Origin of the sequence: Parasphingorhabdus sp. (genome assembly GCF_039968395.1) — a bacterium.
In the GTDB taxonomy this organism is placed as follows: Bacteria; Pseudomonadota; Alphaproteobacteria; order Sphingomonadales; family Sphingomonadaceae; genus Parasphingorhabdus.
Map to the genome: position 1 here is coordinate 75,079 of NZ_JBDVPV010000002.1, position 14,740 is coordinate 89,818.

The following is a 14,740-nucleotide window of genomic DNA, read 5'->3' on the forward strand; positions in this document are numbered from 1 at the left end:
TTCAAAAGTTATTGGAGAGAAAATGTGCGCAAAACCAGATTCCTGATGTCCCTGCCAATCCTGGCCAGCATTGCCTTTGGGACCGGCCCCGCGATCGCGCAGGAAAAGACTCCCCAGAAATCGACCGAATTGCACAAAGTCATAGATGCCTACTGGTCTTATTCTCTCGATCAATATCCGGTATTTGCATCCTCTCTCGGCATCGAGGACTCTGAAAACCGGGTCAGTGATGCCAGTCTGGAAGCCGAAGACCAGCGCGTCGAAAAGGCCAGACAATGGCTTAAACAGCTCGATATGATAGATCAGGCAGGCCTCTCGGAAGATGATAAAACCAACTATGGCATTTTATATCGCAGCCTGGCCGAACAGATCGAGGCGACCACTTACGGCCAGCGCACAATCAACTTTACCAATCGCAGCGGCTGGCATCAGAGCTTCGCGAGTATGCAGAATAATCTGCCGTTTCGAAATGCGGCAGACTATCAATCCTATATCGACCGGTTGAAACACTATCCCAAGATCAATGCCCAATCCATCGCCGTAGCCAACAAAGCGATTGCGGGGGGTTATGTGCAACCCTGCGTATCCATGTTGGGATATGGGACCAGTATCTCCGGCCTGATCACAGATGATCCCAAAGAGACGCGTTTCTATCAACCGTTCACCCGGACGAGGCCGGATACAATCGACCCCGACACTTTTGATCGCATGGCATCCGAAGCGACGACGGTGATCAGCACTATCATCAAACCGGAGCTCGAAAAGCACTTCGACTGGTACACCACGGAATATGCACCCAAATGCGCCACCAGTCCGGGCGTTTCCGCACAGCCAGGCGGTGACAAATATTATGATTTCCGCATCCGTCAAATGACGACAACAGAGCGCAGCGCAGATGAAATCCACAATATCGGCCTGTCTGAAGTCGCCCGGATCCGGGCGGAAATGGTGGAGGTTTCCAAAGAAGCCGGCTACGCCACGCGCGAGGCCTTTATCGAGCATCTCCGGACTGATCCGAAATATTATGCCAAGACGCCGGAAGAGCTGATGGAGAAGGTCGCGCGGGTGACCAAGATCATCGACGGAAAAATGCCTTCGATCATCGGAAAACTGGCGCGCTTGCCATATGGCATCAAGGAGATACCTGCGGAAACTGCGGAAAATACGACAACTGCATATTATAACGGCGGATCACCGGATGTCGGGATTGCAGGGTTCTACTATGTCAACACGTCCAAACTGGATCAACGCCCCTTCTGGGAAATTCCGGCCCTGAGTGTGCACGAAGCCGTTCCCGGCCATCACATGCAGATCGCCTTGCAGCAGGAACTGGACATGCCGGATTTCCGCAAACACGGCTCCTACTTCACGGCCTTTGTCGAAGGTTGGGGTCTTTACTCGGAGCGGCTCGGAATCGAGATGGGGCTCTATGATACACCGGCCAAAAACATGGGCCGGCTATCCTATGAAATGTGGCGTGCCTGCCGTCTGGTTGTCGACACAGGCATTCACTCCAAAGGCTGGAGCAAACAGCGGGCCATCGACTTCATGACCGACAATACCGCACTGAGCGAAGCCAATATAGAAGCAGAAGTAAACCGCTACATCAGTTGGCCCGGACAGGCCCTGGCCTATAAAATGGGTGAGCTAAAAATTCGTGAGTTGCGCGGCAAGGCCACGGAAGCGCTCGGAGATCGCTTTGACCTGCGCGAATTCCATGATGTCGTGCTTGGCCAGGGAGCGGTTCCGCTGGACATGCTGGAAGCCCAGGTAAACCGGTGGATTGAAGGGAAGTTGGAAAGCTGACGCGAGTTACGGGTTCTCGTCAATCACAGGAGCGGGTTTTTCATCTGCTCCCGGAGGAACCGCCAGATCATTGTTCGGGTTACGTGACCCCAGAACTTCGGCATCCTGTGCTTCGAGGCGCTCCCGGGCGGCTGCAGCAGCGGCATCGCGTGCCTCACGCTGTGCTTCAATTTCACGCAGGCGTTCTTCAACCGCTTCTGCTTCGCCGTCAATTCTGGCGAGACGTTTCTGTCGTTCTTCCTCGATCAGTCGTCCCCAGTTGACCGTATCATCCTGGGCTTTCTCGGCATAGGCCGTGCGCAGCAATTCCTGTGTACAGCCAGTTGCGCCGCCGAGCCCGCTGGGGGAACAGCTGTTGGTTCCGGATGCGCCGACATATTCGTAGGATTTCACGCGCTGTGACCAGGCTTCATTCTTTGTGTCATTTGGATTGTCCCGCAATGTTTCCGGTATGCGGTACCGTTCACCTTCATCCTTGCGGGCGCAGACGACAATTTCACCTTCCGAGCTTTGCGGACAAGGATCATCACCATAAATGATCAACTGATTGACCCGGTCCCCGGCCGCATCCTGCGCGAGGGCCGGAACGGACTGAAAGCCTGTGAAGATCATCGCACTGGCGGCAAAAATAGCTGTCTTTTTCATAGCGTACCTCTTGGCAGAAGCGGAATGAACCCGCGCTGAAGCGTTCGGGGCGACTATACCCGCTTGGAAATACCAATTGCAACCCGGCAACCCAGCCGAATGGCAGCGCTCAACAACGGATATCCCGGTGCATCTTCTGCACCAGACGCCAGAGCGGTTTCCTTGTGCTCCAGCTCTTCCTCCCGAAAATCCGCAATCATATCGGCCAGTTCCGGATCATTTTCCGATTCCAGCGCTTCGAGCTGCTCCTGATAGTGGTGATCAATTTCGGTTTCGACAGCAGCGGTACAAGCCATTGCGGCGCGTGGCCCCATCGCTGCGGTTCCGGCACCAAGAGCATAGCCAGCCACTTTCCAGAAGGGTTGCAGCAAGGTTGGCCGAACATTGCGTTCCACGATCATCCGGTCAAACGCATCAAGATGACGTTGCTCCTGATCCGCCATATGCCGGATGGCACCGCTGTCGGGAGCATCATCACCCATCACCGCCAACTGACCTTTGTAAATCTGTTTGGCGCCATATTCTCCGGCCTGATTCACCCGGATCATTGAAGCAATATCCGCTTTTGTACGGCCAACTTTGATACTGTGCGGTGCACCGGATTTGGCATCTGTCATCATACGTCCTTTCGGCCTTTGGCCAACAGCATCAAAATGGCTATGGCTCCACCGAGTGACAAGAGGAAATTATAACCGGCAAGGGAAATTCCAAAGAGCGACCAGGGAGCGACGTCACAGCGGACGAGTGGAGCATCCATAATCGAATCCAGACTTACTTCTCCCGATGTTGCGCATGTCGTAATGCCTTCCCACCAGCCATATTCCACGCCTGCATGAAACCCGCCGATCAAGCCGCTGGCACATATCGCTGTCGCGGCGCCCCAAAGCATCAATTTTGACAAGTTCTGCTTCCGGGAAATCAGCGCAATAATCGCAAAGACAATCGCGGCAAGATGCGGCCACCTTTGCCACATGCACATTTCACAGGGATAAAGCCCAAAGACATATTCGCTGACAAGCGCGCCGCCCAGCAGTCCTGAAGGGATGATCAAGGCCAGCCTGCCTGCCATGCGAGTTGAGGCCATTTCCGCCTCCTATTTTCTGACGGTTGCGGCCTTGCCCGGCTTCTTCGCAGACGCCCGGTTGAGCGCGGTCTGCATGCCTTTCGGTCCAAGCCGTCCGATTGTCTCCAGTGCATAGTGCATCTGGAAATCGTCAACGCCTTCTTCCTTCAGTTCTTCCGAGGTCTTGGTGAAACGCGGATCATCAGCCGTGTCTTCTTCCAGAACAGCATCATCCAGCTTCACTTCATTGATCAGATGCCGGCGCAGATCCGCTTCCCGGAAACGCGGCCGGGTTTTATAGTCGGGATCAGAAAGCTGCGGGACAATGATATCAGGTTCAATTCCGCCTTCCTGAACGGACTTGCCCGATGGCGTATAATAACGGGCCGTGGTCAGACGTAGCGCCGAAGTATTGGACAGTGGCAACAACGTCTGGACCGAGCCTTTGCCGAAGCTGCGCTCACCCATAACCAGTCCGCGATGATGGTCCTGCAGGGCACCGGCAACAATTTCGGACGCAGAAGCGGAACCGGCATCGATCAATACGATCACCGGCAGACCCTGCGCGGCATCACCGGTCTTGGCGAAATAGCGTTCGATATCCGACTTCGCACGGCCGCGCTGGGAAACGATTTCACCGCGTGACAGGAATACATCCGACACCGCGACCGCTTCATCCAGCAAACCGCCCGGATTGGACCGCATGTCCAGTACATATCCCAGCGGTTTCTTGCCAAGTGACTTGTCGATGCTGGCAATTGCGGCCTTTACATCCGCGCCAACGTCCGAAGAAAAGCTGTTCAGGCTGATGACACCAATGTCATCCTTGACTTCCCAGGTCACCGGTTTGAGGTCGATGATCGCCCGCTTCATGGAAACATCAAACGGCTTGTCGCGTCCCGGACGGACAATGGTAAGATTGATGGTCGTACCCGGCTTGCCGCGCATTTCCTCGACAGCTTCGTCGAGCGTTCCGCCGTAAATCAACTGGCCGTCAATATGCGTGATATAGTCACCAGCCTTCACTCCGGCACCGTCAGCGGGCGTATCCTTGAACGGGGCGATCACTTTAACCGCGCCATCTTCCATGGTCACCGATAGACCCAGACCACCGTAATTTCCATCAGTCTGGGTGCGAAGATTATCAAAATCCCGGGCATCCAGAAAACTGCTGTGCGGATCAAGGCTGCCCAGCATGCCGTTGATTGCGCCCTTGATCAGCGCCGAATCATCAACCTGGTCAACATAATCCGTCCGCACCCGGTCAAACACGCTCATGAACTGTTCCATTTCGCGATATGTGCTGGCATCGACGGCTGATATGGCTGCAGTAGCTGCGGGCAGCAGGGCTACGGTCAATACCAGAGCTGTCGCTTGCACTAGGGGCTTTTTCATCGGAACTGTCCTGTTTGTCTAACAATGCATTAAATATAGGCTTGGAATCTCTCTAATGCCAAGCACCTTAACCAAAAATGACGTGGATTCTCGACCAACGTCATTTTCCTCCGATTTCAGCCAATAAGCGCTGCAATATCAATCGGGCGGCCATTGCGCCGCAATTCCACCGTGACATTGGGGTTCTCGCTGCCGGAACGGCCAACCGGCGCACCTTGCACCACGGTATCGCCAACTTCGACAGATGTTCTGTCCATATTCGTAATCAGACTGGTCCAGCCGCCATCATGCTCGATGATCAAAATATTGCCATAACCGCGATATTGACCCGCAAACGCAACCCGGCCTGCTGCGGGTGCAACAATCTGCGCATCAGGTTGTCCTGCGATAGTGAGCCCTCTTGACCGGTAGCCGCTGTCGGAAATTTCTCCGAGCCCCGTTACGATGTCTCCCACGACAGGCAGTCGGTAGGCATCGGTAATCCGGCGTTGCGGCAAAGCAACATCTGATTGTTCGCCGCCACCTTGCGCATCGGCGCCTTCGACCGGGCGAAGCAAGGGCCCGTCAAGTTCGGACAGGGCTTCGCGCACCGTGCCGCTTTCGCGAATCTGATCCATCAGATCGAGTATGTCGCGTGCTTCCTCGCCAAGAGCCAGCGCACGATCCTGTTCAAAGCCCGCATCATTGGCGAAACGCGAGGCTTCCACCCGGCCATTGGCTTCCAATACCGTCAGTTGCTTGCGGCGCTCGGCGAGACGTTGCTGACTTTCCGTCAGAGACTGCGCGGCGCGGCCTGCCTGAAGCCGGAGCTTTTCGCCCTGTGCGACTTCCTGACGAAGACTGTTTGTCCGTCGTTCAATCTCGGGAAGAACGGCAGACATGATGGATCGAATATAGATAAGTTCATCGAGCGAGCGCGGTTCGACCAATGTCAGTGCGGTCGGCTTGCGCGTCATCATCTGCAGGGCCGCGGTCAGTCTGACAGTAGGCTGCTGTTTGGCAGCGAGGCGCGCGCGCTGAAATTCCTGTAGCTGATCGACAATGTTGATTCGGACTTTGGCGGCCCGAATATCCGCTTCAGCCCCCTGTATGCGCGCAGCAAGAGCCGCTGCCTCGCTATTGACCCGGTCCGCTTCGGTGGTCGCTGCCGCGGCCTGACGCCGCAGCGCCTCGCTCCGCTGGCGCGCTTTCTCGGATTGATCGCGAGCGGAAACCAGAGCGCGCTGTTGTTCTGACATCGAAGGTCCGCTGGTTTGAGCCGGGATCGCGACGGCGTAAAGACCCCCGGCGGCGGCGAGGCTACAAATCAAAATTGCCCCACGCACCATCGTCTAACCTTCCCTGTGATAGGGATGACCGGCAATAATGCTGGTCGCCCGGAAAAGCTGTTCCGCAAGCATCGCGCGTGCCATCATATGGGGCCAGGTGGCCTTGCCGAACGAAAAAAAACGGTCCGCACCATCGCGTTCTTCTTTGGTCAATCCATCTGCTGCGCCGATCAGGAACCGGGCTTCACGCACACCATCGTCTCGCCAGCCGTTCAGTGTTTCGGCAAATTTCTTCGATGTCCAGTTGTCACCGGCTTCATCCAGCGCGATGATTTTCGTTTGGCCTTCCTGTTTGGGAATCTTGCCGCCCTGATCCGGAAGCTCGGTCACCCTCACCTCCCATCCGATGCGCTTGATATAGCGGTCGACCAGCTCCTGTTCGGGTGATCGGCCGATTTTACCACGGGCAAGAATATGCAATCTCATGAGTGATTCGATCAGGCCTCTGCGGATTCCGCTGCTTCGGCCTGTTCTTCTTCGCCAACCGCCCACATCCGTTCCAGATTATAAAAGCTTCGCACTTCGGGCCGGAAGAGATGGACGATCACATCGCCGGCATCGATCAGCACCCAGTCCGCATTGGCCAAGCCTTCTATGCGGGCTTCACCTCCAGCCTGCTTTACCCGTTCCGCCAGTTTCTGCGCCATGGATGCGACCTGCCGGGTTGAGCGACCTTCAGCGATCACCATATGGTCCGCAATATTGCTCTTCCCTTCGAGGGGAATCGACACAACTTCCTGCGCCTGATCGTCATCGAGCGACTGCATCACCAAGGCATGAAGGGCCTCTGATTGCGCCTTGCCTTCCTTGGAAGAGGCCGGTGTCAGCGCTTTGGTTTTCGGTTTCGTCAAAACTTGTCCTATCAATCTTTCTGGCAGACCAGACGCCGGGTCACCGCGTCCCGGACGCAGCGGTTAGCATATCTCTGGTGCCAATGGGGCCGGGCCATCCGGATCGCGGTGGCCGAGCGAGGGTCGGGACGATAGCGCAGGAATGTCAGCGCTGGCGTACTCCAGTTTGTCCAGTTCATCCGCTGGCTCGCAGGCCGGACAGAGCGCCGGAGCCATGCCATTGCGGGCGCCGCAAAAGCATCGTCATCATAGCCGGGTCGGGAAATAACTGCAATCGGCAAAAGACGGGCTATTTTTCGCCAGTCTTTCCAGCGGTGAAACTGCGCCAGATTATCCGCACCCATGATCCACACAAACTGCCGTTTGGGATAGCGGCGGATCAGGGCGAGCAGGGTATTATAGGTATAGCGGGTGCCCAGCTGTTGCTCGATGGCGGTTGCCCGAATCGGGCTGCGGCGCGTCATTTTCCGGGCAGATGCCAAACGTGCGGTAAGAGGCGCCATGTCCTTTGCGCCCTCTTTCAGCGGATTGCCCGGCGACACCATCCACCACAATTCGTCCAGCGCCAGTTCCTCCATCGCAAACAGGCTGATCGAACGATGCGCACCGTGCGCCGGATTGAAAGACCCCCCGAGAAGACCCGTGGTTTTCATGAAAGCTGAGTCCAAGCCTTCCAAGTCCCGGCCGCATGGAATAGCCCATAGACAAGAACCAAGATTGAACTCCAAACCGCAAAACTGTTCACTTTCTCGGGAGACAGCAGAAGCATCGGAAGCAGCACCAGTCCGCGCAAAAGATAGACAAGGCTGATCGCAATCAACCCGGTTCGCAATAGCGGAGGCTTCCAGACGAGACCGGCTCCAGCAAAAGCAAACCAGGCCCAGGCCGCAAGTACCACGGCAATTCCGAATGTGATGGCAGCTGGGTAGAGTGACCCCTTTTCCGCCATTTTTGCCAATTCTTCTCCGGCCCCGAAAAATCGGTACCAGTCCGGCCCGCCAATAATCACGCCAATATGCAGGAGGCTGGCCAGCAGACTCAATATTCCGCCGATGAAAAGCAGTTTCTGACCGAAATCCAGTGGCACATCCATTTTAGGGCCGCACCTGTCCGGTTCCGCGCACAACCCACTTATAAGTGGTCAAACCTTCCAGCGCGACCGGGCCGCGCGCGTGGAGTCGGCCCGTCGAAATACCAATTTCAGCGCCCAGGCCAAATTCGCCGCCATCGGCAAACTGACTGGATGTATTGTGCATGACTATGGCGCTGTCGGCAGCCCGGATGAACCTTTGTGCAGCCGCATCATCCTCCGTCACAATGACATCAGTGTGATGCGATCCATGAACCGCAATATGGTCAAGTGCTTCTTCTACGCCGTCGACCATTCGAACCGACAGAATCGGCGCCAGATATTCGGTGTTCCAGTCTTCGGCATCTGCAGCGACGGTACGAGGATCAAGTTCCATGACCGCATCATCGCCGCGTACTTCGCAGCCCGCATCAATCAGGGCGCGCAGCAGCGGTCCGGGAGCGGGATAGTCCTGATCGATCAGCAGGGTTTCCATCGCACCGCAAATCCCGGTTCGCCGCATCTTGGCATTGACCGCAATGACCATGGCCTTGTCCTGATCTGCTGCCTGGTCGACATAAGTGTGACAAATCCCGTCGAGATGCGCGAGTACTGGGACGCGTGCTTCTTCCTGGACCCGCGCAACCAGTGATTTCCCGCCGCGTGGAATGATAATATCGATAAATTCAACCGCTTTCAGCATTGCACCGACAGCCTGGCGATCCGTGGTCTGAACCAGCTGCATGGCGTCACCTGGCAATCCTGCCGCTATGACGCCATCTTGCATCGCCTCGTGAATGGCCTTGTTGCTGCTGATCGCCTCCGAACCGCCGCGCAGGATAACGGCATTCCCGGATCGCAGACCAAGGGCCGCGGCATCTGCAGTCACATTGGGCCGGCTTTCGTAAACGATCCCGATAACCCCCAGCGGTACGCGAATGCGCTCCATCACAAGACCATTGGGCTGTTCCGTGCGATCAATCACCTGGCCTACGGGATCTTCCAGAACGGAGACTTTTTCCACCGCAGCTGCAATCGATTCGAGCCGCGGGGCATCGATCATCAACCGATCCAGCATGGCGTCACTCAGGCCGCGCTCCCGGCCAGCGGTCATATCTGCTGCATTGGCGTCAAGAATCAGCTGCTGATTCGCCCGCAGGCGCGCGGCGGCCAATCGCAATGCCTCAGCCTTTTGGGCGCTGGAAGCCTGCGAAACGACGGCAAAGGCGGCACGGGCCTTACGCCCCAAATCCGCGACAAGATGCTGGTGTTCGGTCATCTGGCGCCTGCTAGCATGACGATCCACTCTGTTTAAACCACAATCGCGTCAAAGACGTCATTATGTCAGCGCGCAAGGCTGTGATTTTGTACACAAACGAATCGCGAAAAAGCGAATATGTCGGTTAATTTTACATTAAATTGGCAACTCATCGCACGACTCATTCGACTCATCACGAGTCTCCGCCAGACGATTCGCTCACCCCCTTCCGCTCTGCTAGCGGGCGGTTGGGGATAAATATAACAACGGCGGGTCATGCAACACAATCGAACCAAGACGGGATTATTCTCGCGGCTGGATCATATGTTTACGGATCGTGAGTTCTTCATGCGGTCGCACGGACAAGTCCGCTTTCTGACAGTGACGGCAAAGTTGCAAAAGCGCGTTGCGCTGGGCGTCAGTGCGGTGCTTGGCGCGTGGCTTGTCATTACTCTTGCCATGACAATCAACCAGATCGCGGTCTCAAACGACAAGATCACGCTCGCGGAAAAGGAAGCCGCAGTAAACAGCGCAGAGAGCCGGATCGCTGACTACCGGCAATCAGTGGATGGTGTGGCCAAAGATTTGAGCGAACGACAGACGGTCCTCGAACAGATGACGAAGCAGTTTACCGGCGAAGAACTGGACGCCGTTGAAGAACAGAAACTCTCGGAAAACGCAAAGAAGATCAGCGCAGCATTTCCGGGAGCGGCGGTACTGGTTGAACTGGAAAGACGGCAGATTGCTTTCGCCCACAAACTGACCCGCGCCGCGATGAAACGCACTGCAGATGCAGAAGCGGCCATTCGCGAATTTGGCCTGAACCCGGATACGCTCGCGAAAAACTCGCGCAATGCCATGGGCGGGCCGTTCATTCCGTTTTTCGCAGAAGATCAGGAAGGCCTGCACCCGACCCTGGAAAGACTGAGCAGTGCATTGTTGAGAATGGAGCGGCTCGAAAGCACGTTGCTCACCATTCCTTCAGCCATGCCCGCGGATATCACCATGATGTCCAGCGGTTATGGCTATCGTCGCGATCCTTTCACCGGCGGCGGCGCGATGCATAACGGAATTGATTTCAAAGGACCGCACGGCCAGCCAATATTGTCGGCTGCAAAAGGCACTGTGACTCATGCGGGATGGAAATCGGGCTATGGCAAGACCGTTGAAATTACACATGGCAATGGATTGATGACACGTTATGCTCATCTTTCGCGAATCGGGGTGTCCAGCGGACAGAAGATTCAACAGGGTATACAATTGGGGGCAATGGGCAGTACCGGGCGTTCAACCGGGACACATCTTCATTTCGAAGTGCGGTTGAACGGCAAAGCAGTTAATCCCCGGCCATTTTTGGAGGCAAATTCAGATGTTCTCAAAGTCCAAGCCGACGCAAGACAACGCGCCAATGCGCCCAAGCAGCGCGCCGAAAAGTCAGGCACCAGCCGTGGCTAGATCCAGCGCAAGTAACGGCTCAAGCTTCTCCGTCATCGGAGATGGCATCACAATAACCGGCAATATCGACGCAAAAGTTGATTTGCATATTGACGGCGAAGTCATCGGCGACATCCGGTGTCTCTCTCTCGTCCAGGGGCCTTCCAGCAAAATTCAGGGCGCGATAACAGCCCAGAATGCCAGCCTTTCAGGCGCGGTTGAAGGGTCGATCGATGCCGGTGATCTGGTGATTGCGGCCAGTGCCCGTATTGGCGGCGATGTGACATATGAAAATGTCACGATCGAACAGGGCGGCCATGTCGACGGCAAGTTCAAGCACAAGAGCAATCGCTCGCCCAATCTCGCCAAGTCTACAGTGGATGTGGCGACCAAGTCACCGCCGCTGGAATTGACCGAGGGCGACAAGGCGGCCTGATTACGGCCGCTTGACAAACTTGCCACCGCGGCGAGTGTCCCAAAAGATTTGCGGCCCGACCGTCATTACTGACAGCGGGCCGCGAAATTTAACTATCTATCCTGAAACAGGGTCAAGCGTAAGAAACACTCAAACGTGTTTTGCTTTTGCGACGGCGCATCTTGCTGCCGACAACTCCGAAACCCAGGATCATCATCGCCCAGGTCGTTGGTTCAGGTACGCCGCCTGGAGTCGGTGTAAACGTCTGGATCATGAACTGCGCAGCATCAGCATTTCCAGCGACAGCCTCGAAAATTCCGTTGCCGCGAAGTCCGTTGCTGAAATCAGCATAGCCGGTGGATCCAATCAGATCGTTGCCGAAAACGGTCAAGATGGTTGAATTAAAATCGACATCAATATCCCAGCTGAAGGTTTCACCTACGTCAAAGTCATTGAAAGTAAAGTCGAGAGCGGTTGAGCCATCAGCAAACGCTGCCGGCCCAGTATAGCCTGTCGTCACATCCGTTCCGCCCACGGGGGAGAAAGGAGTCGGTGTGGCGCCAAATCCACCTGCTTCGGTGTCAAAGCCATAGGGTGAAATCAAAGAGATTCCAAAGCCCAGAACCGTTTCGCCGGCAGTAGATGTATTTGTTATGCTATAAGGTTGATTAAACGTGTCACCATCAATGATGAACGTCAGTCCTCCGTCGGCTTGCGCCGCGCTCGGAAGTGCCAGCGCCGTAGCAGCACAGGCCAGTAACATTTTTCTAGATTTAGTCATTTGCAGCTCCAATAAGAGATTAGATACTGCGACCCCGGTGAATAGTCCTCACTATTCGATGCACGGCTTAACTTAATCTTCACCATTTGTCCATGGAACCGCGCTCGCGTCCAGTCATGCCCGTCTATGTCCCAAAATGGGACAAGGTCAAATGTTCCCGGTTATTGCATGGCTTAATTGCGCGGACCTTGCCGCCGGTAGCTTAGCGCTTCCGCAATATGGATACGACTGATACGTTCGGCAGCCGCCAGATCTGCAACCGTTCTTGCCACCCGTAATACGCGCGTATAGCCGCGAGCGGTCAACCGCATGACTTCCGCCGCCTGGTTGAGCAGCGCCTGCCCCGGCTCATCGGGAGTCGCAAATTTCTCCAGTGCTTCACCGTCCATCTCGCTATTCAAAAATCCATTCCGCGCCTGCTGGACCTGCCGCGACTTCGCGATACGTTCAGCCACTTTTTCAGAAGATTCAGATGGCGGTGGCATGGTCAGCTCTGATGCGGACAGAGACGCGACTTCGACGTGCAGATCAATCCGGTCCAGCAACGGGCCGGACAGCTTCGCCTGATAGTCCACTGCGCATCGCGGGGCGCGGGAACAAGCGAGCGCTGGGTGTCCCAGATGCCCGCATCTGCATGGATTCATCGCCGCAACCATCTGAAAACGAGCCGGAAAAGTAACATGGGCATTGGCCCTTGCAATACCGACTTCACCTGTTTCCAGCGGCTGCCTGAGGCTATCCAGCACCGACCTTTGAAACTCCGGCAATTCGTCCAGAAACAAGACGCCGTGATGGGCGAGACTGACTTCGCCGGGGCGAACCTTCAAACCGCCGCCGACCAGTGCGGCCATGGAGGCGGAATGATGCGGCCCACGAAATGGTCTGGTTCTGCTCAACTGCCCGCTGTCCAGTGTTCCTGCCACGCTGGCCACCATTGACACTTCCAGTGCTTCGCTCGGTGAAAGCGGCGGCAATATTCCGGGAATGCACGATGCCAGAAGAGACTTTCCCGACCCGGGCGGCCCACTCATCAAAAGATTATGCCCGCCAGCCGCTGCGATTTCGAGTGCGCGTTTCGCAGTTTCCTGGCCCTTTACATCTTTCAAATTCTGGTCGTATTCGGGCTCGGGCGCGTCTCCGGTCACAGGTGGAGTTAGAACCGCCTGACCTTTAAAGTGGTTTAGCAGGGCCAGCAGATCTCCGGGTGCCAATATTTCGACATCCCCGGCCCAGGCGGCTTCCGCGCCTTGATCCGCGGGACAAATCAGGCCCAGGTTCCGACTCGAGGCGCACAGCGCTGCAAGCAATACGCCGGGAGTCGCAGCCAATCTGCCATCAAGGGAAAGCTCGCCGACCACGATGTAACTCGCCAGTGTCTCGGCATCAATGACCGCCATCGCGCCGAGCAATGCCAGTGCAATGGGGAGGTCATAGTGCGACCCCTCCTTGGGCAGATCTGCCGGAGACAGGTTGATTGTGATCCGCTTGGGTGGGAGCGACAGCCCGAGCGCCGATATGGCTGCGCGCACTCTTTCGCGGCTTTCTGCGACAGCCTTGTCAGGCAGGCCGACAACGTGAAATGCCGGAATGCCCGGTGCAACCTGGCATTGCACTTCAACAATCCGCGCCTCGAGACCCAGATAGGCCACGGTGGATACCAATGCTACCAAGCCGCGACTCCTGTTCCGGTTCAAACCAATATCTGCGCCGGAACTGTGGCAAGCCGCAAAGTTGCTGTCGAGCGAGAAGCGGTGTTTGGCCGCAACGGTCAAAGCTATTGATTTTCAAGTGTTTCCGAATGGTTAACGCGACAGCAACCAACCACTTCTACCTTTTCGCAATGCGCGCAGACCTATGTGTGCGCAATGGTCAAGGATGAACGCACCGAAATTGAACAGGATCACAGCTATGGCGGCTTGATCTGGATCATTCTGTTTGCTGCTTTCGCGCTGGTGATGCCGCACAAACCGGCAGCCGCGGCGAGTGATTCCTATGTTGTCCACGAAACCGTCGAAACCTTCACCTACGAACTGGTCGAACCGGAAGCCCGCCAAACACCGACAGCTGAGGATCTGCTCAGCTACGGGCCGTTTCGGGTCATGTCTCCCCAGGTTGTGCACATGAGCGGAACCGTAGACAGCTATTCACCTGACCAGTTTGCCCGGATGTTGAAGAAATTCCCCGGAATCAGCCGGATTGAGATGATTGATTGCAATGGATCAATCGACGAGGATGCCAATCTCAAGCTGGCTCGCCTGATCCGCAACGCCGGTATCACGACACATGTGCCGGCGGGTGGGTCGGTCCGGTCTGGCGCAGTGGAACTGTTTCTGGCGGGCGTCAGGCATACGGCAGATCCCGGTGCGGAATTTGTCGTGCACAGCTGGATGGACGAAGACGGGCTGGAAGCGAATGATTATCCGGAAAACGATCCGGTTCACGCGGAATATCTCGACTTTTACACGGAAATGGGGGTCCCGCGTGACAAGGCACAAGCCTTTTACGATCTGACCAACAGCGTGCCTTTCTCTGAGCAGCTCCGTCTTTCGCGCAGCGATCTGGCGCGCTACCAACTGCTGCACTAGGATTTCAGCGCGCGGTCGCCGCCCGTTCACATTCCATCCATTAAGAGACCCATAACGGGGACAATAAGCATTTTCGCAGAGGGCGGCGCTTGCAGCTGACCTTGCGATGC

At 56.1% G+C, this 14,740-nt stretch carries 16 protein-coding genes; 4 read left to right on the forward strand and 12 right to left on the reverse strand.

Going from position 1 to position 14,740, the window contains the following annotated elements; all coding sequences use genetic code 11:
- The first annotated feature begins 24 nt into the window (after positions 1–24).
- The gene (locus tag ABJI30_RS04425) at positions 25–1,806 is read left to right on the forward strand and encodes a DUF885 domain-containing protein (RefSeq protein ID WP_348015979.1); all 1,782 of its coding nucleotides are present in this window, start codon (positions 25–27) and stop codon (positions 1,804–1,806) included.
- 6 nt (positions 1,807–1,812) lie between these two features.
- Here ABJI30_RS04425 and ABJI30_RS04430 read toward each other — a convergent pair whose 3' ends face one another.
- From ABJI30_RS04430 to ABJI30_RS04475, 10 genes are all read right to left on the reverse strand, one after another.
- Positions 1,813–2,451: a hypothetical protein gene (locus tag ABJI30_RS04430; protein ID WP_348015980.1), complete on the reverse strand. Its 639-nt coding sequence runs from the start codon at positions 2,449–2,451 to the stop codon at positions 1,813–1,815.
- 53 nt (positions 2,452–2,504) lie between these two features.
- Positions 2,505–3,068: a demethoxyubiquinone hydroxylase family protein gene (locus ABJI30_RS04435; RefSeq protein WP_348015981.1), complete on the reverse strand. Its 564-nt coding sequence runs from the start codon at positions 3,066–3,068 to the stop codon at positions 2,505–2,507.
- Positions 3,068–3,535 carry a disulfide bond formation protein B gene (locus ABJI30_RS04440; protein ID WP_348015982.1) on the reverse strand — a complete coding sequence of 156 codons (468 nt, stop codon included), beginning with the start codon at positions 3,533–3,535 and terminating at the stop codon, positions 3,068–3,070. Before ABJI30_RS04440 ends, ABJI30_RS04435 begins: the two co-directional genes overlap by 1 nt.
- 9 nt (positions 3,536–3,544) lie before the next feature.
- Positions 3,545–4,909, reverse strand: a complete 1,365-nt coding sequence (locus ABJI30_RS04445; protein WP_348015983.1) for a S41 family peptidase — start codon at positions 4,907–4,909, stop codon at positions 3,545–3,547.
- A gap of 116 nt (positions 4,910–5,025) precedes the next feature.
- Complete coding sequence (locus ABJI30_RS04450; protein ID WP_348025390.1) at positions 5,026–6,147, reverse strand: peptidoglycan DD-metalloendopeptidase family protein; 1,122 nt, start codon at positions 6,145–6,147, stop codon at positions 5,026–5,028.
- A gap of 93 nt (positions 6,148–6,240) precedes the next feature.
- Positions 6,241–6,663 carry a 23S rRNA (pseudouridine(1915)-N(3))-methyltransferase RlmH gene (locus tag ABJI30_RS04455; protein ID WP_348015985.1) on the reverse strand — a complete coding sequence of 141 codons (423 nt, stop codon included), beginning with the start codon at positions 6,661–6,663 and terminating at the stop codon, positions 6,241–6,243.
- 11 nt (positions 6,664–6,674) lie between these two features.
- A complete protein-coding gene (rsfS, locus tag ABJI30_RS04460; RefSeq protein ID WP_348016650.1) occupies positions 6,675–7,004 on the reverse strand; it encodes a ribosome silencing factor in 330 nt (109 codons plus the stop codon).
- Positions 7,005–7,099: 95 nt separating this feature from the next.
- Positions 7,100–7,741, reverse strand: coding sequence for a nicotinate-nucleotide adenylyltransferase (locus ABJI30_RS04465; RefSeq protein ID WP_348015986.1), 642 nt, complete (start codon positions 7,739–7,741; stop codon positions 7,100–7,102).
- Positions 7,738–8,181 carry a hypothetical protein gene (locus tag ABJI30_RS04470; RefSeq protein WP_348015987.1) on the reverse strand — a complete coding sequence of 148 codons (444 nt, stop codon included), beginning with the start codon at positions 8,179–8,181 and terminating at the stop codon, positions 7,738–7,740. The genes ABJI30_RS04465 and ABJI30_RS04470 overlap by 4 nt, the downstream gene beginning before the upstream one ends.
- 1 nt (position 8,182) lies before the next feature.
- Complete coding sequence (locus ABJI30_RS04475; protein ID WP_348015988.1) at positions 8,183–9,436, reverse strand: glutamate-5-semialdehyde dehydrogenase; 1,254 nt, start codon at positions 9,434–9,436, stop codon at positions 8,183–8,185.
- Between the two features lie 255 nt (positions 9,437–9,691).
- Here ABJI30_RS04475 and ABJI30_RS04480 point away from each other — a divergent pair, with 255 nt between their 5' ends.
- Complete coding sequence (locus ABJI30_RS04480) at positions 9,692–10,870, forward strand: M23 family metallopeptidase (protein ID WP_348015989.1); 1,179 nt, start codon at positions 9,692–9,694, stop codon at positions 10,868–10,870.
- Positions 10,863–11,285 (forward strand): polymer-forming cytoskeletal protein, encoded by a 423-nt coding sequence (locus ABJI30_RS04485; protein ID WP_348015990.1) that lies wholly within the window; start codon positions 10,863–10,865, stop codon positions 11,283–11,285. The genes ABJI30_RS04480 and ABJI30_RS04485 overlap by 8 nt, the downstream gene beginning before the upstream one ends.
- A gap of 112 nt (positions 11,286–11,397) precedes the next feature.
- Here ABJI30_RS04485 and ABJI30_RS04490 read toward each other — a convergent pair whose 3' ends face one another.
- Complete coding sequence (locus tag ABJI30_RS04490; RefSeq protein WP_348015991.1) at positions 11,398–12,045, reverse strand: PEPxxWA-CTERM sorting domain-containing protein; 648 nt, start codon at positions 12,043–12,045, stop codon at positions 11,398–11,400.
- Between the two features lie 173 nt (positions 12,046–12,218).
- The gene (locus ABJI30_RS04495; RefSeq protein WP_348016651.1) at positions 12,219–13,715 is read right to left on the reverse strand and encodes a YifB family Mg chelatase-like AAA ATPase; all 1,497 of its coding nucleotides are present in this window, start codon (positions 13,713–13,715) and stop codon (positions 12,219–12,221) included.
- A 195-nt stretch (positions 13,716–13,910) separates the two neighbouring features.
- Between ABJI30_RS04495 and ABJI30_RS04500 the strand changes: the two genes are divergently transcribed.
- On the forward strand, positions 13,911–14,630 hold the full coding sequence (locus ABJI30_RS04500; RefSeq protein ID WP_348015992.1) for an alpha/beta hydrolase: 720 nt from the start codon (positions 13,911–13,913) through the stop codon (positions 14,628–14,630).
- The last annotated feature ends 110 nt before the right edge of the window (positions 14,631–14,740 follow it).

What these genes read in the sequence shown, in the direction of transcription:
- ABJI30_RS04445 (WP_348015983.1), bottom strand. Translation starts at nt 4,909, where the DNA reads ATGAAAAAGCCCCTAGTGCAAGCGACAGCTCTGGTATTGACCGTAGCC.
- ABJI30_RS04500 (WP_348015992.1), top strand. Translation starts at nt 13,911, where the DNA reads ATGGTCAAGGATGAACGCACCGAAATTGAACAGGATCACAGCTATGGC.
- ABJI30_RS04470 (WP_348015987.1), bottom strand. Translation starts at nt 8,181, where the DNA reads ATGGATGTGCCACTGGATTTCGGTCAGAAACTGCTTTTCATCGGCGGA.
- ABJI30_RS04430 (WP_348015980.1), bottom strand. Translation starts at nt 2,451, where the DNA reads ATGAAAAAGACAGCTATTTTTGCCGCCAGTGCGATGATCTTCACAGGC.
- ABJI30_RS04480 (WP_348015989.1), top strand. Translation starts at nt 9,692, where the DNA reads ATGCAACACAATCGAACCAAGACGGGATTATTCTCGCGGCTGGATCAT.
- ABJI30_RS04490 (WP_348015991.1), bottom strand. Translation starts at nt 12,045, where the DNA reads ATGACTAAATCTAGAAAAATGTTACTGGCCTGTGCTGCTACGGCGCTG.
- ABJI30_RS04455 (WP_348015985.1), bottom strand. Translation starts at nt 6,663, where the DNA reads ATGAGATTGCATATTCTTGCCCGTGGTAAAATCGGCCGATCACCCGAA.
- ABJI30_RS04440 (WP_348015982.1), bottom strand. Translation starts at nt 3,535, where the DNA reads ATGGCCTCAACTCGCATGGCAGGCAGGCTGGCCTTGATCATCCCTTCA.
- ABJI30_RS04475 (WP_348015988.1), bottom strand. Translation starts at nt 9,436, where the DNA reads ATGACCGAACACCAGCATCTTGTCGCGGATTTGGGGCGTAAGGCCCGT.
- rsfS (WP_348016650.1), bottom strand. Translation starts at nt 7,004, where the DNA reads ATGCAGTCGCTCGATGACGATCAGGCGCAGGAAGTTGTGTCGATTCCC.
- ABJI30_RS04435 (WP_348015981.1), bottom strand. Translation starts at nt 3,068, where the DNA reads ATGACAGATGCCAAATCCGGTGCACCGCACAGTATCAAAGTTGGCCGT.
- ABJI30_RS04465 (WP_348015986.1), bottom strand. Translation starts at nt 7,741, where the DNA reads ATGAAAACCACGGGTCTTCTCGGGGGGTCTTTCAATCCGGCGCACGGT.
- ABJI30_RS04450 (WP_348025390.1), bottom strand. Translation starts at nt 6,147, where the DNA reads ATGTCAGAACAACAGCGCGCTCTGGTTTCCGCTCGCGATCAATCCGAG.